This window comes from Catenulispora sp. MAP12-49, from assembly GCF_041262705.1.
GTDB lineage: Bacteria > Actinomycetota > Actinomycetes > Streptomycetales > Catenulisporaceae > Catenulispora.
The window spans coordinates 12,341-34,428 of record NZ_JBGCCP010000009.1 but is presented as its reverse complement, the minus strand read 5'-3'; the positions used below and the strand labels follow the sequence as shown (position 1 = coordinate 34,428).

Genomic DNA, 22,088 nt, shown 5'->3' with positions numbered 1-22,088 from the left:
GAAAGTTTGAGGCGCACCATGTCCGAGCAGGCGCGGCGATCGCGGGGAGTACTGCCCGCGCTCGTGTTGTCGGTACTGGCCTTCTCCCTCGTCCAGACCTCCGTGGTCCCGATCCTGCCGACGCTGCAGAAGGACCTGAACGTCGCCGGCAGCGGCATCACCTGGCTGATGACCGCCAACCTGCTCTCCGCCGCGGTGCTCACCCCGCTGCTGGCGCGGGTCGGCGACCTGCGCGGCCGCAAGCCGATGCTGGTGGTGGCGATCGCCGGCGTGCTGGTCGGCGGCATCCTCGGCGGGATCGGCGGCTCGTTCGGGATGCTGCTGATAGCCCGCATCGTGGCCGGTACGGGCGGTGCGATCCTGCCGCTGGCCGTGGCCATCGTCCGTGACGAACTGCCGCGCGAGAAGGTCACCGGCGGTGTCGCGATGGTCTCCGCCGCCCTGGGCGTCGGCTCGGGCCTGGGCCTGGTCGCCACCGGCGTGGTGATGGAGCACTTCAGCTACGAGTCGGTGTTCTGGATGGGCGCCGTCCTGGCCGCCGTCGCCTTCGCGCTGGTGGTCGCCGTGGTCCCGCACGACCCGATCAAGGCCGAGGGCAAGTCCGACCCGCTGGGCGCGGTGCTGCTGGCCGGCTGGCTGTCGGCACTGCTGATCGCGGTCAGCCAGGGCAACGACTGGGGCTGGGCCTCCGGGCGCACCCTCGGGCTGTTCGTGACCGCCGCGGTGGTCCTGGTGCTCTGGGTCGTGGTCGAGCGCCGCGTGGCCTCCCCGCTGGTCGACATCGCGATGCTGGCCAAGCCGGCCGTCGCGGTCACCAACACCGCCGGCGTCCTGGTCGGCTTCGCGATGTACGGCTCGTTCCTGCTGATGAGCGACTTCACGCAGACCCCGAAGGCCGTCGGCTACGGCTTCGGCGCCTCGGTCCTGGCCTCGGGCTGGATGCTGTTCCCCTCCGCGGTCGGCTCCTTCGCCGCCGCCCCGGTCGGCGCGGCCCTGATCAAGCGCGGCGGCCCGCGCCTGCCGCTGGTGCTCGGCGGCGCGTTCACCGCCGTGGGCCTAGGCCTGCTGATCTTCGCGCACAGCTCCAGCTGGCACGTGGTGGTCGCGGCCGGCGTGATGGGCATCGGCGTGGGCATGGCCTACGCGGCCATGCCGGCCTACATCAACGCCTCGGTCCCGGTGCAGCAGTCGGGCATCGCCAACGGCATGAACGCGGTGCTGCGCACCGTCGGCGGCGCGGTCGGCACGGCCGTGATCGGCGCGGTGCTGACCGCCCACATGAAGCCGGTCGCCCCCGGCGTGAAGCTGCCGACGATCGACGCCTACACCCACGCGTTCCTGATCGCCTCGGTGCTCGCGGTGGTCGCCGCGGTGGTGCCGTTCCTCGTCAAGGCGCCGCGGATGGCGGCGATGACGACGCCGGACACGATCGACGCGGTGGACGGCGGCGAGGGCGCATCCGGCAAGGAGCCGAAGGCCATGGCCGGTGTGAACGCCTGACGGTCCTCACTCCCGTACTACCTCGACCCCGTACTACCTCGACGGGCCGCCGACCGGAGTCAATCCGGTCGGCGGCCCCTCGGCTTGGTTCAGACCGGCTTGGCTTGGCTCAGACCCATTGGAAAGCCCACAACGTTCCGGTGGCCGAGGAACAGGTGCCGGCGCAGTAACCGGCTTGTTCCAGCCGCAGCGCCGCGACCGCTGTGGCCTCCGTCGGAGGACGCGGTACGAAAAGCTCGATCCGGTCCCGGGTCAGCGTCAGCAATTCGGCGCCGAAGCGTCGGCGCCAGTCGGCCAGTACCGCCGTGTGCTCGAGTCCTGACAGCCCAGGGGCCGCGTCCCAGTCGAGCAGGGCGGGGATCTCCACGCCGCCGTACTCGGCCGGGATCAGGCCGATCGTTGTGGTCAGCGCGGCCGAGGACTCCTGGTCGGCTTCTGCCTCCGGCGTGACCGCCTTGCCGTTCGCGAAGATCTCCGCTGCGCTGCGATGGTGCTCCCGTGGCTCGACCGACCGGGGAAGTCCCTCCAGGACCGTCGGCTCTCCCGGGTCGACGAGGAACGGCCACAGCCCGCTTGCCGCGTGTTCCGCGCGCAGCTTCCGCCACTCTTCAAGCGCCGTTCCCGCCTCGACGGTCGCCGCCAGGACGTCGGTGCCGTCCGCGAGCGTGGCCTTCACCTTCGCCGTGCCCATCAGGTCCATGATGGGCACGATAGAGGCTCAGTCCCACGGAGCCGCCACGGGGTGAGGCGTCACCGGTGAGTCCTCACCAGGGCACCACGCCGTCGGCGTCGAAGAACTGCCCGCTGGGCCCGTCGTCCGGCAGTGTCGCCAGCCGGATCGAGGTCGCCGCGCCCTGTGCGGGGGTCAGGCTGCCCTGGAACCCGTTCAGGTCCGTGGCGACGTAGCCGGGGCAGGCGAGGTTGATCAGGATGCCGGTGTCCTTCAGCTCCTTGGCGTACTGGATCGTGACAGCGTTCAGATAGGTCTTCGTCGGGGTGTAGCCGCCGCTGATGCCGCCGCGTTCGCTGCCGGGGGTGGTCTGGAACGTCAGCGAGGCGACGTGGCTGGACTGGTTGACGATGCGGGGGTGCGCGGAGCGGCGCAGCAGCGGCAGCATCGCGTTGGTGACGCGGATGACGCCGATGACGTTGGTGTCCACCAGCCGCCGTACTACCTCCGGATCCAGCGCGGTCGGGTTGTCCGGCCAGCCCTCGGCGATGCCGGCGTTGTTGACGAGCACGTCCAGGCCGTCCCCGCGCTCCTCGATGAGCCGCGCCGCGGCGGCGGTGCTCGCCTCGTCGGTGACGTCCAGCGGGACCGCGAACGCGTCCACGCCCGAGGCCCGCAACCGGGCCACCGCCTCGGCGCCGCGCTGCTCGTCCCGGGCACCCACGCCCACGCTCCAGCCCAGCGCGCCCAGCCCGGCCGCGATCTCGTACCCGATGCCCTTGTTCGCGCCGGTGACCAGCGCGGTCGTCTTCTCGTTCATGACCACGAGTCTTGTGGCACCGACGCCGGGGACCAACACCGTCTGGGCACCGCAGCGATAGCGCGGCGGCATCGGTCCAGGCCCTGCCGCGTTACGGTGGACGCATGGAGATCCGCGAGTTGCAGTACTTCGTCGCAGCCGCCGAGGAACTGCACTTCGGGAAGGCCGCCGAGCGTCTGAACATCGCGCAGCCGGCCCTGTCTCGCACCATCGCGCAGCTCGAACGGCGCCTGGGCGTCACACTCCTGGAACGCACCAGCCGCAAGGTCACGCTCACCGACGCCGGCGCCGTGCTGCTGGCCGAGGCTCGCTCGATCCTGGGCGCCGTGGCCACCGCCGAGCGCCGTACGCGGGAAGCCGCGCAGTCCCAGCCGCGCGTCATCCTCGCGGTCAAGACCGGCACGGCCGGCGAACTGCTGGCCAAGCTGCTCGACGCCTACCGCGCGGAGCCCGGCGCCGCCGCCGTGGAGCTGCTGCTGTGCGAGGCGCACCAGCACCAGCGTCTGCTGCTCAGCGGTCAGGCCGACGTGGCCCTGCTGCACCTGCCCTTCGACCCGGCCGAAGGGCTCGACACCGAGACCCTCCTCACCGAGGCGCAGGTCGCGGTCCTGCCCCTCTCGCACCCTCTGGCCGGACGTGCGCAGATCCGGAAGGCCGAGCTCGCCGCGCTGCCGGACCTGCCACTGGCGCGCTGGTGCCGGCCGGACGGCAGCTATCCCGACGGGCCCGGGCCCGAGGTGCGGAACCTCACCCAGATCTACCAGCTGATCGCGCTGGGCCGGGCCACGGTGGTCGTTCCGGAGTCGGCGGCCGTCGATCTGCGGCGGGATCTGGTGACGGTGCCGGTACTGGACGCGCCGCCGGTGACCACGGTCATCGCCTGGCCGGCGCACAGCCGGCAGCGTGCGGTCGCCGATCTGGTGCGGGTCGCGACGCGGCTCTGAAGGCTGCGCGGGGGTCTCCGGGTCTCGGAGTCCCCGAGTCCCCGAGTTCCGGAGTTCCTGCCGGGCGACTGCGCGAGCTCTCGTCGGCTGCCGCCGACCTCGGCCCTGTCATGACCCTGGCAGTCTCATCCGGCAGTCCCTACCCTGCGCCGCATGACCGGACGCTGGAACACCTCCGTGGCCGAGCTCCTCACCGCCCGCGCCGGCGACCACGCCACCGCGCTTGCCTGGACCGGGCAGGACGGCGTCGTGCGGCGCGTGTCCTGGGAGGAGCACGTGCGGCACAGCGCGGCGCGCGCCGCCTGGCTGGCCGAGCGGCTGCCCTCCGAGGGGGCCGGGCCGCGGCACGTCGGGGTCCTGATGGAGAACGTGCCGGAGTTCTCCTACCTGCTCGGCGCGGCGGCGCTCGGCGGGTTCACGCTGGTCGGGCTGAATCCGACGCGCGGCGCCGCCGAGGTGGTGCGCGACGTCCGGCACACCGACTGCGCGCTGGTCGTTGCCGAGGCTCCGTTCCTGGACATGGTGCGCGACTGTGGCGTGCCGGTGGCCGATGTGGACTCTGCGGAGTACGCCTGCTTGTCCCATAAAGGTTTCAGCTCTCGTGTCTACCTCCAGGACGAACACCGGGAGGAGACTTCCGAGCTCCCCTTCATGCTCATCCTCACCTCGGGCACGACCTCGGCCCCGAAGGCTGTGATCTGCTCCCAGGGCAAGATCGCCTCGCAGGGCGCGAGCCTGGCCGCGCAGCGCGGCCTCACCAAGGAAGACGTCCTGTACTGCGCGATGCCGCTGTTCCACAGCAACGCCGTCATCGCCTGCTGGATCCCGGCGGTCGCCACCGGCGCGAGCCTGGCCCTGCGCCGCCGCTTCTCCGCCTCCGGGTTCCTGCCGGACGTGCGCCGCTTCGGGGCCACGTATGCGAACTACGTCGGCAAGCCCCTGGCCTACATCCTCGCCACGCCCGAGAAGCCCGACGACGCAGACAGCACCCTGCGTCAGGTGTTCGGCAACGAGGCGGCGCCGGCCGACGTCGTACGGTTCGGCGAGCGGTTCGGGTGCCTGGTCACCGACGGCTTCGGCTCCACCGAGGGCGGGATCTCCTTCTACCGGCTGCCGTCCACGCCGCCGGGGGCGCTGGGCGTGCCGGTCGGGGACGTGCGGATCGTCGATCCGGACAGCGGCCGGGAGCGGGGCGTCGGCGAGGTCGGGGAGATGGTGAACTTCGCCGGGGCCGGGGCGTTCGAGGGCTACTACAACCACCGCGAGGCCGACGCGGCGAAGCTGCGCGAGGGCCGGTTCTGGTCCGGGGACCTGGCCTACCGGGACGCCGAGGGCAACGTCTTCTTCGCCGGCCGCTCCGGGGACTGGATCCGGGTCGGCGGGGAGAACTTCGCCTCCGGGCCGATCGCGCGGGCTGTGGAGGAGTGGGAGCCCGCGGTCGCGGCGGCGGCGTACGGGGTGCCGGACGCCGCGTCGGGGGATCAGGTGATGGTCGCGGTGGAGTTGCGGGACGGGATCGCAGGGTTCGAACCGGAGCGGTTCGAGGCCTATTTGGGGTCCCGGTCGGAGCTGGCCAAATTGTGGTGGCCTCGTTATGTACGGCTCATCGCGGCGATGCCGAGGACGGCCACGAACAAGGTGGTGGTGCGTGCCTTGGCGGAAGAGGCCTGGTGTACCCCGGATCCGGTCTACATCCGCGCCGGATCCGGCCGTCCCGGCTACCGCCCGATGACCGACGCCGACCGTGCCGAGCTGGCCCGGGAGTTCGTTCACCACGGCCGCACCCCGCCCCGCGGCTGCTAGATCGTTGTTACGCTGCTTGCTTTCGGGCCCCGGGGAACGGCGAAGGAGCAGGTGAGTCGCGCGCATGAGCGCAGAAGGCAGTACCAAGGCGGTTGTGGCGGCACTGGCGGCCAACATGGGGATCGCCGTCTCGAAGTTCGTGGCCTACGCCTTCACCGGTTCGGCGTCGATGCTCGCCGAGGGCGTGCACTCGGTCGCCGACTCCGGCAACCAGGTGCTGCTGCTGATCGGCGGCAAGCAGGCGCGCAAGAAGGCCGACACCGAGCATCCGTTCGGGTACGGCCGCGAACGGTTCGTGTACGCGTTCATCGTCTCGGTGGTGCTGTTCAGCGTCGGCGGCCTGTTCGCCCTGTATGAGGGCTGGCACAAGGTCACGCACCCGGAGAAGGTCGACAGCTGGTACTGGGCCGTCGGGGTGCTGCTGTTCGCGATGGTGATGGAGGGCATGTCGTTCCGCACCGCCGTGCGCGAATCGAACCACCTGCGCGAGGGCAGCAGCTGGATCGGCTTCATCCGCCGGGCCACCACGCCGGAGCTGCCGGTGGTCCTGCTGGAGGACTCCGGGGCCCTGCTGGGCCTGTGCTTCGCGCTGTTCGGCGTCGGCATGGCGGTCATCACCGGCAACGGCCGCTGGGACGGCGTGGGCACCCTGGCGATCGGCGCGCTGCTGGTCTGCATCGCGGTGATCCTGGCGGTGGAGATGAAGAGCCTGCTGGTCGGCGAGGGCGCCGGCAAGCACGACGTGGCCGCCATCCGCACCGCCGCCGTGGACGGCCACACCGTCACCGACGTGATCCACCTGCGCACGATGTACCTCGGGCCGGAGGAACTGCTGGTGGCGATAAAGATCGCGGTCCAGCACGACGACACGGCGCTGGAAGTGGCCGAGGCCATCGACGAGGCCGAGGCGCGCATCCGCACCGCGGTGCCCGAGGCGCGGCTGATCTACATCGAGCCGGACGTGCGGCGGCCGGGCCCGCTGCCGGAACCCACGACGGGCTGAGGTTCATGCCAGCGGCCGGTTGAGTCGTATAGCCCGGTGGTCCACAACAGGTGGGTCACCGGGCGCTGTTTTTGGTTCCTCACCCCACCGAAAGCACTGAAAGCACCGACAGCGCCTCCTCACCCGACCGACAGCGCCGCCACGCCCCGGTCGTACCCCACCAGCAGCCGCCCGTCCGGCGTCGCCGTCAGCGCCTGCACTTGCGCCGGGAACGCCAGTTCCGGTCCGACCTGCCGGCCCGAGGCCAGGTCCCACACGCGCACCGTCTGGTCCCAGCTTCCCGACACCGCCACCGGGCGGCCGTCGAGCGTCGTCGTGGTCACCGTCTCCACGCCCGCGCTGTGGCCGGTGAGCGGGGCGCCCAGGGCGCAGCCGGCGGTCAGGTCCCAGATGCGCAGCGTCGCGTCGTCGCTGCTGGTCACCGCTATCACGCGGCCGTCGAGGACGGTGGTCGCGACGGCCCAGACGGCGTCGGTGTGGCCGGTGAGCGGGGCGCCGAGTTGGCGGTGGGTCGTCAGGTCCCAGAGGCGGATCGTGGCGTCGTTGCCCGCCGTCACCGCGACCGGCTTGCCGTGCACGGTGGCCGTGGTCACCGCGCAGACCGCGTCGGTGTGGCCGGCCAGGGGTGCGCCGATGGGCTGCCGGGTTGTCAGGTCCCAGACCTGGACCGCCGGTTCGGCCAGGCCGAGCGCGCCGCCGGTGGCGGTGACGGCTGTCGGCCGGCCGTTCACGGTCGTGGTGGCGATCGCCTCCACCTTGTCCTCGAAGCCGCTCAGCGGTTCGCCGGAGGGCTTGCCCGCGGCCAGGTCCCAGACGCGGACCGTCATGTCGGTGCCGCTGCTCAGGGCCAGGGGCCGGCCGTCCAGGACGGTGGTCGTCAGGGCTGTGCCCCAGTGGCCGGTGACGGCCTCGCCCAGGGACTCGCCGGTCGCGGCGTCCCAGGCCCGCACCGCCTGGTCCGAGCCGCCGCTGAGGGCCACGAGCCGGCCGTCGACCTCCGCCGTCGCCATGGCCACGACCCAGTCCCAGTGTCCGGTGGGGGACTCGCCGTCGGTGGACCAGTCGGTCCGCCACCGGGTCGTGGGCGCGGCCAGGAGATCGTGAAGCATGAGCGGCACGGTACCGGGGCCGGGCCCTCCGGGCGCCTGACTTTACTCAAACAGAAGTATCAAATTACGTACTTTTACGCAGGCCGGGCGTCCGGCTGCGTGCCTACTCCCGCGCCCCGTGCCCGATGCCGCCGGACGCCGGGATCACGAAGACGCCCGTGGCCTCGGCGGTCAGCCGTCCGTCGGCGTAGCAGCGGCCCCAGCCGTGGATCTTGCGGCCCTCGCGGTGGGAGAATCCGGCCTCGTAGGTGATCTTCGTGTACAGCGGTGTCGCCCGCCGCAGCGTGATCGACAGGGTCCCGGTGTACCCGAAGGCGCCGGAGGCCCCCTGCGCGCAGCCGAGGATCTCGTCGAAACACGCTGCGACCCACGCCCCGTGCACGCGCCCGGCCGGCCCCTCGTACGGCGCCGTGAAGTACGCCTCGCCGCGGATCACGTCGCCGTCGGCCCACATGCGCATCGGCGGCGCCAGCGGGTTGCCGCGGCCGTTGATCGTCGAGCGCTCCACCAGCAGGGTGTCGTGGCGGCGCGCGCGGCTGGCGTTCACGCCGTCGGCCTCGGTGCGCGGGATGCGCGGCAGCGCGCCGATGCGGTCGGCCAGGGCCTCGGCCTCGGCGGCCAGGGCCATGAACCGCGCCGCGCGGTCGGTGTCAGTATCGGTTCCGGTTCCGGTTCCGGTGCCGGTATGGGTGTCGGTCGCAGTATCGCTGGATCCCGCCGACTCGTATCCGGCGTCCCCGCAGTCCGTCTGGAACGCCGCGTCCACCAGGCGCCGCACCTGCTCCACCAGCCGGTGCTTGGCCACGCGCGCCGCCGACAGGTTCGCCTCGTCCTCGTCGAGCCAGGCGCGCCTGACGTCGCCTTTCGATACCGCTTCGGTCATGCGGAGTCTCTCCCCATCCGTCGGTGGGCCCGGCCATTGCATCCGACAGTAACGTGTTCTAGTTTGCCCGGGACAGTGCTGCACGATCAGCTCGCCCCACCGAAGGGACCGGCGCATGCCCATCGACCCCGAAAAGGCCCTGGCCGCCCCGGCCACCAGCATCGAGCTGGCCTGGACCCCCAAGGACGTCCAGCTCTACCACCTGGGCCTGGGCGCGGGCATCCCGGCGACCGATCCGGGCGAGCTGGCCTACGTCTACGAGAAGAACCTCAAGGTCCTGCCGTCCTTCGCGGTCGTGGCCGGCGGCGCGCTGGGCTTCTCGCTGTTCGCCAACCCCGGTATCGACATCCAGCTGGTCAACGTGCTGCACGGCGGCCAGTCGATCACTGTGCACCGCGCCATCCCGGCCTCGGGCGAGGCTACGGCGACCGCTCGCGTCACCGACATCTGGGACAAGGGCAAGGCCGCGGTCATCCGCACCGAGAGCGTGATCGCCGACGGCGACGGCCCCATCTGGACCAACCACTCGCAGATCTTCGTCCGCGGCGCGGGCGGCTTCGGCGGCGAGCGCGGCCCCTCGACCGTGGACAGCACGCCCGAGCGCGACCCGGACCACGTCGTCGAGGTCAAGACCCTGGAGCAGCTCGCGCTCATCTACCGGCTGTCCGGCGACTGGAACCCGTTGCACGCCGACCCCGAGTTCGCCGCCATGGCCGGGTTCGAGCGCCCGATCCTGCACGGCCTGTGCTCCTACGGCATCACCTGCAAGGCCGTGGTCGACACGGTCCTGGCCGGCGACGTGACACGCGTGACGGAGTACTCCACGCGCTTCGCCGGGATCTTCTTCCCGGGTGAGACGATGCGCGTGAAGATGTGGGACGACGGCGCCGGGCGCGTGGACGTGGTGGCAGCCTCGGCCGACCGCGACGACGCCGTGGTGCTGGCCAACACCGTGCTGAACTACAAGAGCTAGTTCTTCCCCCTGGTTCTCCCCCTGGTTCTCCTCCCGGTCCTCCCACCGGAGGTCGACACAGGCCGAAAAAGCTATACAGACAAAGGCAGGAACCCCTCATGCGCGCAGCAGTCCTGTTCGAGATCGGCAGCCAGACCCTGGAGGTCCGCGACGACGTCACCCTCGCCGACCCCGGCGCCGGCGAGGTGCGCATCCGCCTGCACGCCACCGGCCTGTGCCACTCGGATCTGTCGGCCATGACCGGCGTGCTGCCGCAGCCGGCGCCCTTCGTGCCCGGCCACGAGGGCGCCGGGGAGGTCGTCGCGGTCGGCGCCGGCGTGGACCAGGTGGCCGTCGGCGACCACGTCATCGTGTGCTGGAACCCGCCGTGCGGCCAGTGCTCCCACTGCCGCGGCGGCCAGGGCAACCTGTGCGTGAACATCTTCTTCGGCATGACCATGACGCCGCACTTCAAGGTGGACGGCGCCGACGTCTACGGCTTCGCCGGCAACGGCACCTTCGCCGAGGAGATGGTCGTGCCCTGGCAGTGCGCGGTGAAGATCCCGGACGACGTGCCGTACGAGATCGCGGCCCTGATCGGCTGCGGCGTCACCACCGGCGTCGGCGCCGTGGTCAACACCGCGCAGGTCACCCCGGGCTCCTCGGTCGCGGTGATCGGCGCCGGGGGAGTCGGGATCAGCGTGATCCAGGGCGCGCGCATCGCCGGGGCCGCCGAGATCGTCGCCATCGACCCGGTGGCGAGCAAGCACGAGGCCGCGCTGCGCTTCGGCGCCACCCGGGCCGTCAGCCCCGAGGAGGCCGACGCCGTCAAGGCCGAGGTCACCGGCAAGGCCGGCTTCGACTACGTCTTCGAGGTCGTCGGCCGCTCCGCGCTGGTGAAGCAGGCCTACGGCCTGACCCGCCGCGGCGGCACCGTCACCGTGGTCGGCGCGGGCAAGAACGACGACATGGTCGACTTCAACATGTTCCAGCTCTTCTTCGACAACAAGAAGATCCTCGGTTCCTACTACGGCGGCGCCGACCCCCGCCAGGAGTACGGCCGGCTGATCGCGCTGTGGCGCGCCGGCCGGCTGGACCTGGAGGGCATGATCACCGCCCGGCTCAAGCTCGACGACATCAACCAAGCCCTGGAGCTGCTGCGCACCGGCGCCGCGATCCGGACGATCATCGAGGTCTGACCTGACATGGCGAACTCTGACACGGCGAACCCCGACAAGGCCGACTCCGGCATGCCGAACACCTCCCCGACATCCCTTGCCGACCGCACCGCGATCGTCACCGGCGCCGGCCGGGGACTGGGCCGCGCCGAAGCCCTGGAGCTGGCCCGTCAGGGCGCCGCGGTCGTGGTGAACGACCACGACCCGGCCATCGCCGAGCAGACCGCCGCGGACATCGTCAAAGCCGGCGGCCAGGCCGTGGCCAGCGCCGGCGACGTGTCCGACTTCGCCTACGCCGAATCCCTGACCCGGCTGGCCATCGACACCTTCGGCTCGCTGGACGTCGTCGTCAACAACGCCGGGATCCTGCGCGACCGCATGGTGTTCTCCATGTCGGAGCAGGAATGGGACGACGTCCTGCGGGTCCACGCCAAAGGCCACTTCGCGCTGACCCGGCACGCCACCGCGCACTGGCGCGAGCAGTCCAAGGCCGCCGGCGGCCCGGTCTTCGGCCGCATCGTCAACACCTCCTCGGAGGCCTTCCTCGCCGGCGCCGCGGGCCAGGCGAACTACGCCGCGGCCAAGGCGGCGATCGTCGGCCTGACCACCGCCACCGCCAACGGCTGCGCGCGCTACGGCGTGCGGGCCAACGCGATCTGCCCGCGGGCCCGCACCAAGATGACCGAGGACGTCTTCGCCGGCTTCGAACCCCCGGCCCAGGGCATGGACCCGCTGGCCGTCGAGCACGTCGCCCCGCTGGTCGCCTACCTCGCCTCCCCGGCCGCCGACAAGGTCAACGGCCAGGTGTTCGTCGTGCACGGCGGCATGGTGCTGCTGATGCAGCGTCCGGTCGTCGAAGAACGCTGGGACTCGAACCTGGAGACGTTCACTGTCGGCGAGCTGGAGAACGCGCTCGGTCCCTACTTCCAGACCAAGACAGCGAGTGAAAATTTCAGCGCCACGGACGTGTTGTCGATGCGTCGGCAATGAGTTCTATTCTGTGCTCCCTAGGCCTTATCACTTGGGGGTTCGGGCAATGGCCGAAGCAGACACGTTGTGGTTCAGCAACAATCACCGCGACTATTCCAACCAGTACGGCAACGACGCCGGGTTCGAGTTCGAGTTCTACTGCCAGCGCTGCAGCGACACCTGGCGCAGCGGCTTCGAGCCGTACAAGGCGGCCCGCGCCGCCGGCTGGATCCGCCGGGCCGCCAACATGGCGCACGGCGCCACGTCCTCCATCGGCTGGGACGTCGCCAACGGCGTCGACGGCCTGGTGGAGAGCGGCTGGCACAAGGCGCGCGACGCCTCGTTCAAGGAAGCGATCGTCGCCGCCGAGAAGCACTTCAACCGGTGCGGCCGCTGCACCTCCTACGTCTGCGTGCGCTGCTACAGCCCCGACCGGGGCCTGTGCACGAACTGCGCCCCGGACCTGGCCGCCGAGGTCGAGTCGGCACGCACCCACGGCCTGGTCGACGCCGCCACGGCGAAGGCCCGCGACGTCGGCGCGAGCATGGCCGCCGAGGTGGACGTCACCACGCAGAAGCAGCTGGTGTGCCACGCCTGCGGGCACGAGACGCACGGTGCGAAGTTCTGCCCCGAATGCGGAGTGAAGCAGGGCGCGCCGGGGACGTGCGGCGGATGCGGGTCGGAAGTGGGGATGAACGTGAAGTTCTGCCCGGAGTGCGGGCAGCCACAGTAGGCATGTGATCGGGCGAGCCGCCGGGCGAGAGGTCTTCGCAGCCCGGCGGCTCGTTCGCGCATAGTCGCAGAGTCACGAGTGGCCCCCTGCATAGTCGTGAGCGGTCCGCCGCATAGTCGCCAGTGGTGCTCTAGGGTCTCTGCGCGTGACCACAGCCCTCGTCCTCGTCGACCTCATGCCGCGCCTGCTCGACCTGCCGGTGGCCCCGCACACCGGAGCCGACGTCCTGGACCGGTCCCTGCGCCTGGCCGAGGCGTTCCGCACCGCCGGCCGGCCGGTCGTGCTCATCCGGGTCGACCGGCCGAACGTCGCCGAACAGCCGCCCGGCAGCGGCTTCGCCGAGGGCCTGGTGCGGCCCGGGGACGTGACCGTGGTCAAGCGCAGCATCGGCGCGTTCGCCACCACCGACCTGGATGCCCGCCTGAAGGAGCTCGGCGCCACGACGCTGGTCTTCGGCGGCCTGATGACCACCATGGGCGTGGAATCCACGGCGCGCGTCGCCGCCGACCTGGACTACGAGCTCGTGTTCGTCGAGGACGCGATGGCGGCGCCGACCGCCGAGGAGCATGACGTCGCGGTGCGGGTGATCCTCCCGCGTTTCGGGGAGGTCGTCACGAGCGCGGATTACCTTCAGCCTTAAGGAAGCCCGCGGGGCCGTCAGGGCTTGATGATCGTCTTGCCGCGCGCCCCGCCGTGCTGGATCCGGGCCACGGCCTGCGGCGCCTGCTCCAGCGGCACCTCCTCCTCCACGAACACCCGCAGCGTCCCGGCGTCGACCTGCTCGGCCAGGGCCGCCAGCAGTTCGGCGCTGGGCTTCACGCCGAAGGCGATCTCCTCCACGCCGGACTGCACCGTGCCGTGCTCGCGCGTCGCGCCGCGGGTGCTGACCGCGACGCCGCCGTCGTGGACCAGCTTCTTGTTCGTCTCGAACGCCTCCGGGTCCTTCGACACCAGGTCCACCAGCACGTCCACGCCCTCGGGGTACTCCTCGCCCCGGACGCGGCCGGCGACGTCCTCGGCGGTGGCGTCGATGGTGACCGCCGCGCCGAACAGGCCCAGCCGCACGCTCTCATCGCCCCGGGTCACCGCCAGCACCCGGGCATCGCGGGCCGAGGCCAGCTGGGTCAGGAAGGTGCCCACGCCGCCGGCCGCGCCGATCAGCAGCAGGCTCTCGCCGCCCCGGACCTCGGCGGCGTCCAGGATGCCCAGCGCGGTCAGCCCGGCGGTCGGCAGCGCGGCGGCGGTCTTGAGCTCCACCGCGTCCGGGGCCGGGCTCAGCGGGCCGTTCTCGTCGACGGCCACGTATTGGGCGTAGGTGCCGGCGGCGCGTCCGAAGACCGGGTCGCCGACCGCGTAGCGGGTGACGCCCTCACCGACGGCCTCCACCCGGCCGGCGAAGTCCACGCCCATCACCAGCGGAAGCGGCGGGCGGCCGAAGCGGCCGGAGGCGATGATCGCGTCCACCGGGTTCACCCCGGCGGCCTCGACGCGCACCAGGACCTGCCCGGGTCCGGCGGCGGGCTTGGCCACGTCGAGCAGTTCGGGCGTGGCCCCGTAGTCCTTCACACCGACCGCGCGCATCTGGTGCCTCCCTGGTTCTCCTCGCCGGCTGCCCTGAGTCCTCGAGACGAATCTGCGGCCCGAGGAGCGGCTCCGCGAGCCGAGTCGGTCAAACGGGCGGGTCCGGATCAAGGACCGCGCAGCCCGGTAACCTACTGGGCATGCCGCAACCCGCCGCCACCGACGTGGAGACCGCAGCCCCGACCCTTCGTGATGTCGTCGCGATCCTGGAGCGGGTGTACGACCCCTCCTGGGCCGAGCCGTGGGACGCGGTCGGGCTGGTGTGCGGGGACCCGGACGAGCCGGTCCGCACCGTCGCCTTCGCCGTGGACCCGGTGGCCGCGGTGATCGACGAGGCCCTGGAGCGCGGCGCCGACCTGCTGGTCACCCACCACCCGCTGTTCCTGCGCGGCGTCCACGGCGTCCCGGCGACGACCTTCAAGGGCCGGCTGGTCCACCGGCTCATCAGCGGCGGCGCGGCGCTGTTCACCGCGCACACCAACGCCGACTCCGCCGACCCCGGCGTCTCCGACGCCCTGGCCCGGGCCCTGGACCTGCACGAGCTGCGGCCCCTGGAGCCGCGCGCGACGAATCCCGAGCTCGGCATCGGCCGGGTCGGCGAGCTGGCCGTGGCCGAGCCGCTGAGCGCGTTCGCCGCGCGGGTGGCCGCCGCGCTGCCGGCCACGGCCGGCGGAGTGCGGGTGGCCGGGGATCCGGACCGTCTGGTGCAGCGGGTCGCGGTGTGCGGCGGAGCGGGGGACTCGCTTTTCGGCGCCGTTCGTAGCTCCGGGGCGGACGCCTACGTGACCGCCGACCTGCGGCACCACCCGGCCTCCGAGGCGCTGGAGGCCGGGGGACCGGCGCTGGTGGACGTGGCGCACTGGGCCAGCGAGTGGCCGTGGTTGGACCACGCAGCTCAGACGCTGCGTTCCACGCTGAGCGCTGCCGGTACTAACGTGGAGACGTACGTCTCCACGCTGGTCACCGATCCGTGGACCGCGCACCTGACGGCAGGCTCGTAGCCGGCCGTCATCCGGAGCGTGAAGACAAGTCAAGAGAGAGGCACTGCCCTGAACGCGAACCCCGCCGACCAGCTCCGTCTGTTGGACCTGCACGGCCTGGACGTGCGCCTGGCGCAGCTGGCGCACAAGCGGCGCACCCTGCCGGAGCTGGCCGAGGCCGAGAAGGTGGACCGGCGCCTGGCGGACCTGCGCGACGTCCTGGTCGCCGCCGAGACCGCCGAGGGGGATGTGGCGCGCGAGCAGAAGAAGGCCGAGGCCGACGTCGAGCAGGTGGTGAACCGCGCCAACCGGGACCGGCAGATGCTGGAGTCCGGCCGCGGCTCGGCCAAGGACCTGGAGAACATCCAGCACGAGCTGGACACCCTGGCCAAGCGCCAGTCCGACCTGGAGGACATCGTCCTGGAGGTCATGGAGCGCCGCGAGACGGCCCAGACCCGGATCGCGGAGATGACCGTGCAGCGCGACGAGGCCCAGGCCCGGCGCGACGAGGTGAGCGCGGCCCTGGCCAAGGCCGCCGAGGACATCGACCGGGACGTCGCGGCGGCCACCGCCGAGCGCGCCACCACCGCCGGCGTCATCCCCGAGGCCCTGCTGGCCCTCTACGAGCGCATCCGCGCCGACAACGGCGTGGGCGCCGCGGCCATCCGCCAGCGCCGCTGCGACGGCTGCCGCCTGGAGCTGGACATCAGCGAGGTCAACGCGATCAAGGCGGCCCCGGCCGACCAGGTCGTGCGCCACGACTCCTGCGGGAGCATCCTGGTGCGCGTCCCGGAGTCGGGCGTCTAGGCGCGGACACCGGACCGGCACAGCGATCATGGCGCGCACGCTCATCGTCGAGGCCGACGGGGCCTCCCGCGGCAACCCCGGCCCGGCCTCGTACGGCGCCCTGGTCGCCGACGCCGCCAGCGGCGAGGTCCTGGCCGAACTCGCCGAGGGCCTCGGCGTGGTGACCAACAACGTCGCGGAGTACCGCGGCCTGATCGCCGGCCTGAGCGCCGCCTACGCCCTGGACCCCGGCGCCGAGGTCGAGGTGCGCATGGACTCCAAGCTCGCGGTGCAGCAGATGTCCGGGGTCTGGCAGGTCAAGCACCCCGCCATCAGACCGCTCGCGGTCCAGGCGCGCACAGCGTTCCCGCGAGCCGGCGCGGTGAGCTACACCTGGGTGCCGCGCGCGGAGAACAAGAGGGCTGACGCGCTGGCGAACCTGGCGCTGGACGATCCGGAGGCGGCCGCGGCGAAGGTGGCCGAGGCGCAGACGCTGATCGCGGTGACGCGGGCGGCCCGGGAGGCTCGGGAGGCCGGTGGCGACTTGGCTTCGGGGGGCCAGGGTGCCGACGAGCCGAATCGTTCACCCGCAAGCGAATCCGCTCTCGTGTCTACCTCTGGGGCTACCTCTGGGGCGAGCTCCGAGGCGAGCTCCCGATCGAGCTCCGGGTCGAGCACCGGATCGAGCTCTGGGTCGAGCACCGGATCGAGCTCTGGGTCGAGCACCGGATCGAGCACCGGGGCGACCACCGGGGCGTCGGCGCAGCACCAACCCAGCTGGTCCCCGGCCCCCGACATGGGCCCGCCGACCACCCTTCTGCTCCTGCGCCACGGTGCCACGGCACTCACCGCCGAGCGGCGCTTCTCCGGTGCCGGCGACCCCGAACTCGCCGACACCGGCCTGCTGCAGGTCGCCGCCGTCGCGCGGCGCCTGGCCGCGCGGGGCGGCATCGACGCGATCGTCGCCTCGCCGCTCCAGCGCACCGTGCAGACCGCGCAGGCCGCCGCCGACGCGCTGGGCCTGGAGGTCGAGACCGACCCCGGATTCCGGGAGACCGACTTCGGGCTCTGGGACGGCCACAGCTTCGCCGAGGTCCGCGAGCGCTGGCCCGAGGAGCACAGCGCGTGGCTGGCCTCCACCGCCGTCGCGCCGCCGGGCGGTGAGTCCTTCGACGCCGTCACGGTGCGCGTGCTGGCCGCGCGCGATGCCCTGCTGGCACGGCACGCCCGGCGCACGGTCCTGGTCGTCTCGCATGTGACGCCCATCAAAACCCTGATCCGGGACGCGCTCGGCGCGCCGCCGGAGTCCTTGTACGCCATGGAACTCTCAGCGGCCTCGCTGTCGGTCGTCACTTGTTACGCCGACGGCCGCAGCTCGATGCGGCTGTTCAACGACACCGCGCATCTGACCGGTTGAGGCCGCGCCCGACCGATCTTGCCGGGGCCGCCTCGCGTGGCGGTGATCGTGGATAGACTCCGGCGTCATGGAACGGATGGGCCCGCGGCGCGCGGCACAGGAACACAGGGACGGAACCACCGCGGGACGGGCCGGTGCGGTCCGGGCCACGGCGGTGGCCGTGACTGTGGCGGTGGCGGTGGCCGCGGCGCTCGCCGGCTGCTCGGTCACCGTCCAGCCGAAGAACGCCGCCGCCAGCAGCCCGCTGTCCTCGACCCCGACGCCCTCGGCGGCCTCCTCCAGCGCCGCCGCGCCAAGCACCACCTTGTCCTCCTCCGCGTCGGCCCCGAGCACCCCGGCGCCCTCGGACGTCGACCACACCGTCTGCACCAGCGTGCGCGAAGTGCTGGCGACGCTGAAGGACAAGCTGGCCACGGACAAGGACTCCACCTCGCGCAGCGCCCTGGACTACCGCACCGCCGGCACCGCCTTGCGCACCCAGGACGCCAAGACCGACAACGCCGACCTGAAGGCGACGCTCAAGACGGTCGGCACGGACTACCAGACCGTCGGCCACGACATCACCAACCACGAGTCCTCGGACGACGATCTGGGCAAGGCCCTGGACGCCTCGAAGCCGCTGGCCACCCTGTGCGGCGGGGGCGGCGCGAGCTCCGGCACGAGCACCAGTACCAGCAGTTCCTCAGGCTGATCAGGCCACTTGATCAGGTTGCTTGATCAGGCCGCCTGGTCAGGTGACCCGGTCAGAGCCGCCGGATCAAGCCACTGAGTCGACCACCACGTCGATCGTCCACGCCGTCCCCGGCTTGGCCGGGGCGGCGGTCTCGGTGCGCAGTCCCAGGTCCTGCAACGCCTCGGCGAGTTCCTTCGGGGTGTCGACCACCACGTCCCCGACCAACAGCGCCCGGGCCAGCCGCCCCTTCGTCGCCTTGTTGAAGTGGCTCACCACGCTGCGCTTGGGCACGCCGTCGACGATCCGCTCGTGCAGCACCCGGACAGTCGCGGTGCGCTCGGCGGCCGAGGCGGGCGTCTTCCACATCCCCGCGTACATCGACGAGCGCAGGTCCACCACCAGTCCCGAGGCGACCGCCGGGGCCAGTGCCGGGGTCAGCGCGGTGCGCCAGAGCTTGGCCACCGGTCCGGCCTTGGGCAGGGTCACGCCCCCGGAGCAGCGGTACGCCGGGATCGCGTCGGTCGGCCGCACCACGCCCCACAGTCCGGAGAACGTCAGCACCCGCTCTTCGGCGCGCGCGAACGCCGCCGGGTCCTCGCGGCGCAGGCCCGGCAGGTCCAGGGCGTCGTAGAGCACGCCGGTGTACCGGTCGGCGGCCGGCAGGGTCGGGGCGGTGGCCAGCTGCCGGTCCGCGGCCAGCTCGCCGGCCTGGTTCGGCGACAGGCCCAGCACCTCCAGCGCCGCCGCCTCGCGGCCCTTGGCCACCCGGGCCAGCTCGGCCATCAGGGTCTTGCGGGTCTTGGCCAGCTGGGGGAAGGCCAGCGCGGCCAGGTCGACCGCGGGGCCGTCGCCGGCCGGGGCCTTGCCTTCGGAGGGCGGGAGCAGGATCAGCACGGCGATCATTCTCGCGCATCGGCGGGCCCGTGGCGGGCCTCCGGTCCGCTTCGCCAGGGGCGGGCATCTGACAGGGGCTTGCGGAGTGATAGTTAGCGATATATCGTTGAGCTATCGAAGAACACCTTCGGAAGTCGTTGAGTCGAGGGGGAGACCACCATGACCGAGCAGCAGCTCCCGGGCAAGTGCCATCTGTGGCGGCGCACCGGGCGCCGGACCCGGGCCGCCAAGGAGATCGAGATGGAGATCCGGCTGCGTGAGCGGCAGCGGGGGCGCCGGTTCGCCGACCAGGGGCAGCGGGACCGGCTCCGGTACCTGCCGCTGCTGCCGATGGCTGCGCCCGGAGAGACTTCGTCATATCGTTGAAAGGCGACGACAGTCGCCGGTGAGGGAACTGGAGGCGGCGATGGCCCGCGAGCAGGACGAGAACAACCAGCACGAGAACAACCAGCACGAGAACAACATCGAGCAGGAGCTGCGCGAGCAGCTCGAGGCGCTCAAGGAGCAGAGCCGGCAGCTGCGCGAAGAGGCGGCCGAGCGCGAGCGGGAGCTGAAGTCCCGGCTCCACGAGGAGGCCCGGGAGCACCGGGAGCGCGAGAGCGAGGCCCGCGCGCGGCGCCACGAAGACCGTGACGAGCGCCGTGAAGACCGCCGGGGCCCGCGCCGCGGCGGACGCGGCGGCGGCTACTGGTCCTCCCCGGGCGGCCCGCCGCTGCCCCCCATGCCCCCCGGCGGCCCGCTTCCGCCTATCCCGGGCGCCGGCGGCACCTTCACCCCGTTCGACGTGCTCGGCGGGCTCGGCGCGATGTTCGGTCCGCCGCCGGGCGGCCCGGGGGGCCCGGGGGGCCCGGGGGGCCCGGGGGGCCCGGGCGGTCGGCGCCGGCACGGCGGCCGCAGCCGCGCAGGACGCGGCGACGTGCGCATAACGATCCTGATCCTGCTCGACGAGGGGCCGGCCAACGGCTACCAGCTGATGCAGGAGATCGAGCAGCGCACCAACGGCCAGTGGAAGCCCAGCTCGGGCTCCATCTATCCGGCGCTGCAGCAGCTGGAGGACGAGGACATCGTCCAGACCACCGAGGGGGAGGGGCGCAAGATGTTCGCGCTCACCGAGCAGGGCAAGACCTACGTGCGGGAGAACCGCGCCAAGTGGACCGCGCCGTGGGAGAACATGGAGGAGGACGAGGGCCCCTCCGAGGAGACGGTCCGGATCCGCGAGATCATCGCCCAACTGGCGATGGCCTACATGCAGGTGATCCAGGTCGGCACCGACAGCCAGCGGGCTGAGGCCTCGCGGGTGCTGGTCGGCGCCCGGCAGGCGCTCTACCGGATCCTGGCCGGGGATTCGTCAGAGGACTGAGGACCGACGACCCGCTCCGGGCTCCCAGGGGCCGGGGCCCAGGGGCGGACCCGTGGCCGGCGGCCTCCGGGCGCGGCGGCGAACGCGCACGCCAAGCCCGGATCCGCCGCGCCGACGCGGGCGTGACGATGATCGCAGGACGCGTGCACCGGCATGGCGGCACCCCATAAGGTGCTGGCATGCCGCAAAGAGTCCTCACCGTCGAGGCCGCCGTCCCGGCCTCCGACCTGCGCGCGGGGTTCGACGCCATCCGTGCCGAGCTCCAGCTGCCCGGCCCCTACCCGGAGCAGGCGCTGGCCGAGGCCCGGGCCGCCGCCAAGGCGCCGCGCATGCCCGCCGAGGACGCCACCGGCCTGCCGCTGGTCACCCTGGACCCGGCCGAGTCGATGGACCTGGACCAGGCCATGCACCTGGAGAGGCGCGAGGGCGGCGGCTTCCGGGTGCACTACGCGATCGCCGACGTCGCGGCGTTCGTCACCCCCGGCAGCATGCTCGACCTGGAGACACACCGGCGCGGCGAGACGTACTACATGCCGGACATGCGCGTGCCGCTGCACCCGGAGATCCTCTCCGAGGGTGCGGCCTCGCTGCTGCCGGGCCAGGAGTGCCCGGCGCTGCTGTGGCAGATCGACCTGGACTCCACCGGCGACAGCACGAACGTCGAGGTGCGCCGGGCCCGGGTGCGCAGCCGGGCCAAGCTGAACTACGAGGACACCCAGGCCGCCCTGGACGCCGGGAAGGCCGAGCCGGTCCTGGAACTGCTGCGCGAGATCGGCACCCTGCGCCAGGACCGCGAGGCCGAGCGCGGCGGGATAAGCCTGAGCGTGCCGGCGCAGGTCGTGGTCGCCGACAACGACAGCTGGTCGCTGGAGTACCGCACGCCGCTGCCGGTGGAGAACTGGAACGCGCAGATCTCGCTGCTGACCGGCATGGCTGCCGCCGAGCTGATGATCTACGGCGGGATCGGTCTGCTGCGCACCATGCCCGACCCGCCGGAGTTCGCCTACCACCGCCTGCACCGGGTGGCCCGCGCGCTGAAGATCCGCTGGACGGAGGGCGTCAGCTACAGCGACCTCATCCGCAAGCTGGACCCGGCGATCCCGGCACACGCGGCGTTCCTGCAGGAGACCACGACCCTGATGCGCGGCGCGGGGTACACCGCGTTCGACGGCGGCGTGCCCGAGCAGGCCGGCCACTCGGCGCTGGCCACGACGTACGCGCACGTCACCGCGCCCCTGCGCCGACTGGCCGACCGCTACGCCGGCGAGGTGTGCGTGGCCCTGTGCGCCGGCACCGAGGTCCCGGACTGGGCCCGCTCGGAGCTGCCGAAGCTGCCCGCGGTGATGGAGGGCGCCGACCGCCGCGGCTCGGCCGTCGACCGGGAGTGCGTGGACCTGGTCGAGACGATGCTGTTGAAGGACCGGGTCGGCGAGGAGTTCGACGCGGTCGTCATCGACCTGAACGAGCGCATCGACTGGGACCACAACGGCAAGCCGGACGTCGGCATCGTCCAGCTGACGCAGCCGGCGGTGCGGGCCCGCTGCGACGGCCACGACCTGCCGCTGGGCCAGGAGACGCGGGTGCGGCTGGCCGAGGCGGACGTCACGACGCGGCGGATACTGTTCGAGGCCACCGATCCGCGGTACACGGTGCGGGACCGGCCGGTGCGGACCAACGGGGGCAATGGCGGGAACGGCGGCAGTGGCGGCAAGAACGCTGAGAAGGCCGCGGATAAGAGCACTGATAAGCCCGTTAAGCCCACCGAAAAGCCCGCCGACAAAAGCACCAGGCCCACCGACAAGCCCACCGACAAGCCCACCAAGAGCTGAGGAG

General features: G+C 72.1%; 22 protein-coding genes. 16 read left to right on the top strand and 6 right to left on the bottom strand.

What is annotated here, in order from left to right; all coding sequences use genetic code 11:
* The first annotated feature begins 18 nt into the window (after window positions 1–18).
* The gene (locus tag ABIA35_RS18360) at window positions 19–1,500 is read left to right on the top strand and encodes an MFS transporter (protein ID WP_370358668.1); all 1,482 of its coding nucleotides are present in this window, start codon (window positions 19–21) and stop codon (window positions 1,498–1,500) included.
* A gap of 109 nt (window positions 1,501–1,609) precedes the next feature.
* Here the strand turns inward: ABIA35_RS18360 and ABIA35_RS18355 are convergent, their stop codons facing one another.
* A complete protein-coding gene (locus ABIA35_RS18355; protein WP_370344185.1) occupies window positions 1,610–2,200 on the bottom strand; it encodes a DUF4253 domain-containing protein in 591 nt (196 codons plus the stop codon).
* Window positions 2,201–2,264: 64 nt separating this feature from the next.
* Entirely contained in the window at window positions 2,265–2,990 is a 726-nt protein-coding gene (locus ABIA35_RS18350) for an SDR family oxidoreductase (protein WP_370358667.1), read from the bottom strand.
* Between the two features lie 104 nt (window positions 2,991–3,094).
* On the opposite strand from ABIA35_RS18350, the gene ABIA35_RS18345 reads away from it, so the two are divergent.
* The 3 genes from ABIA35_RS18345 to ABIA35_RS18335 all read left to right on the top strand — a co-directional run bounded on the left by ABIA35_RS18345 (window position 3,095) and on the right by ABIA35_RS18335 (window position 6,740).
* On the top strand, window positions 3,095–3,934 hold the full coding sequence (locus tag ABIA35_RS18345; protein ID WP_370344183.1) for a LysR family transcriptional regulator: 840 nt from the start codon (window positions 3,095–3,097) through the stop codon (window positions 3,932–3,934).
* A 153-nt stretch (window positions 3,935–4,087) separates the two neighbouring features.
* Complete coding sequence (locus ABIA35_RS18340) at window positions 4,088–5,737, top strand: long-chain-fatty-acid--CoA ligase (protein WP_370358666.1); 1,650 nt, start codon at window positions 4,088–4,090, stop codon at window positions 5,735–5,737.
* 64 nt (window positions 5,738–5,801) lie between these two features.
* On the top strand, window positions 5,802–6,740 hold the full coding sequence (locus ABIA35_RS18335; protein WP_370344181.1) for a cation diffusion facilitator family transporter: 939 nt from the start codon (window positions 5,802–5,804) through the stop codon (window positions 6,738–6,740).
* Between the two features lie 119 nt (window positions 6,741–6,859).
* On the opposite strand, the gene ABIA35_RS18330 is transcribed toward ABIA35_RS18335, so the two are convergent.
* Window positions 6,860–7,849: a WD40 repeat domain-containing protein gene (locus tag ABIA35_RS18330; RefSeq protein ID WP_370344180.1), complete on the bottom strand. Its 990-nt coding sequence runs from the start codon at window positions 7,847–7,849 to the stop codon at window positions 6,860–6,862.
* A 103-nt stretch (window positions 7,850–7,952) separates the two neighbouring features.
* A complete protein-coding gene (locus ABIA35_RS18325) occupies window positions 7,953–8,732 on the bottom strand; it encodes a hypothetical protein (protein ID WP_370358665.1) in 780 nt (259 codons plus the stop codon).
* Between the two features lie 115 nt (window positions 8,733–8,847).
* Here ABIA35_RS18325 and ABIA35_RS18320 point away from each other — a divergent pair, with 115 nt between their 5' ends.
* The 5 genes from ABIA35_RS18320 (at window position 8,848) to ABIA35_RS18300 (ending at window position 13,204) form a co-directional block, all read left to right on the top strand.
* On the top strand, window positions 8,848–9,705 hold the full coding sequence (locus ABIA35_RS18320; protein ID WP_370358663.1) for a MaoC/PaaZ C-terminal domain-containing protein: 858 nt from the start codon (window positions 8,848–8,850) through the stop codon (window positions 9,703–9,705).
* Window positions 9,706–9,803: 98 nt separating this feature from the next.
* Window positions 9,804–10,883, top strand: coding sequence for a Zn-dependent alcohol dehydrogenase (locus ABIA35_RS18315; protein ID WP_370344177.1), 1,080 nt, complete (start codon window positions 9,804–9,806; stop codon window positions 10,881–10,883).
* Window positions 10,884–10,934: 51 nt separating this feature from the next.
* Window positions 10,935–11,852, top strand: coding sequence for a 3-oxoacyl-ACP reductase (locus ABIA35_RS18310; RefSeq protein ID WP_370358821.1), 918 nt, complete (start codon window positions 10,935–10,937; stop codon window positions 11,850–11,852).
* Between the two features lie 46 nt (window positions 11,853–11,898).
* Window positions 11,899–12,564: a zinc ribbon domain-containing protein gene (locus tag ABIA35_RS18305; RefSeq protein WP_370358662.1), complete on the top strand. Its 666-nt coding sequence runs from the start codon at window positions 11,899–11,901 to the stop codon at window positions 12,562–12,564.
* Between the two features lie 145 nt (window positions 12,565–12,709).
* Window positions 12,710–13,204, top strand: coding sequence for an isochorismatase family protein (locus ABIA35_RS18300; protein ID WP_370358661.1), 495 nt, complete (start codon window positions 12,710–12,712; stop codon window positions 13,202–13,204).
* 17 nt (window positions 13,205–13,221) lie between these two features.
* Here the strand turns inward: ABIA35_RS18300 and ABIA35_RS18295 are convergent, their stop codons facing one another.
* Complete coding sequence (locus tag ABIA35_RS18295; protein WP_370344174.1) at window positions 13,222–14,145, bottom strand: NADP-dependent oxidoreductase; 924 nt, start codon at window positions 14,143–14,145, stop codon at window positions 13,222–13,224.
* A 140-nt stretch (window positions 14,146–14,285) separates the two neighbouring features.
* Between ABIA35_RS18295 and ABIA35_RS18290 the strand changes: the two genes are divergently transcribed.
* The 4 genes from ABIA35_RS18290 to ABIA35_RS18275 all read left to right on the top strand — a co-directional run bounded on the left by ABIA35_RS18290 (window position 14,286) and on the right by ABIA35_RS18275 (window position 18,019).
* Entirely contained in the window at window positions 14,286–15,146 is an 861-nt protein-coding gene (locus ABIA35_RS18290) for a Nif3-like dinuclear metal center hexameric protein (protein WP_370358660.1), read from the top strand.
* Window positions 15,147–15,194: 48 nt separating this feature from the next.
* Window positions 15,195–15,932 carry a zinc ribbon domain-containing protein gene (locus ABIA35_RS18285; protein ID WP_370344286.1) on the top strand — a complete coding sequence of 246 codons (738 nt, stop codon included), beginning with the start codon at window positions 15,195–15,197 and terminating at the stop codon, window positions 15,930–15,932.
* A gap of 28 nt (window positions 15,933–15,960) precedes the next feature.
* Window positions 15,961–17,328, top strand: a complete 1,368-nt coding sequence (locus tag ABIA35_RS18280) for a bifunctional RNase H/acid phosphatase (RefSeq protein ID WP_370358659.1) — start codon at window positions 15,961–15,963, stop codon at window positions 17,326–17,328.
* Window positions 17,329–17,395: 67 nt separating this feature from the next.
* Window positions 17,396–18,019, top strand: a complete 624-nt coding sequence (locus ABIA35_RS18275) for a hypothetical protein (RefSeq protein WP_370358658.1) — start codon at window positions 17,396–17,398, stop codon at window positions 18,017–18,019.
* A gap of 66 nt (window positions 18,020–18,085) precedes the next feature.
* On the opposite strand, the gene yaaA is transcribed toward ABIA35_RS18275, so the two are convergent.
* Window positions 18,086–18,895, bottom strand: a complete 810-nt coding sequence (gene yaaA / locus ABIA35_RS18270) for a peroxide stress protein YaaA (protein WP_370344170.1) — start codon at window positions 18,893–18,895, stop codon at window positions 18,086–18,088.
* Between the two features lie 159 nt (window positions 18,896–19,054).
* Here yaaA and ABIA35_RS18265 point away from each other — a divergent pair, with 159 nt between their 5' ends.
* The 3 genes from ABIA35_RS18265 to ABIA35_RS18255 all read left to right on the top strand — a co-directional run bounded on the left by ABIA35_RS18265 (window position 19,055) and on the right by ABIA35_RS18255 (window position 22,084).
* Window positions 19,055–19,261: a hypothetical protein gene (locus ABIA35_RS18265; RefSeq protein WP_370358657.1), complete on the top strand. Its 207-nt coding sequence runs from the start codon at window positions 19,055–19,057 to the stop codon at window positions 19,259–19,261.
* A gap of 19 nt (window positions 19,262–19,280) precedes the next feature.
* Window positions 19,281–20,255 (top strand): PadR family transcriptional regulator, encoded by a 975-nt coding sequence (locus tag ABIA35_RS18260; RefSeq protein ID WP_370358656.1) that lies wholly within the window; start codon window positions 19,281–19,283, stop codon window positions 20,253–20,255.
* A gap of 179 nt (window positions 20,256–20,434) precedes the next feature.
* Window positions 20,435–22,084: an RNB domain-containing ribonuclease gene (locus ABIA35_RS18255; RefSeq protein ID WP_370358655.1), complete on the top strand. Its 1,650-nt coding sequence runs from the start codon at window positions 20,435–20,437 to the stop codon at window positions 22,082–22,084.
* Window positions 22,085–22,088: the final 4 nt, after the last annotated feature.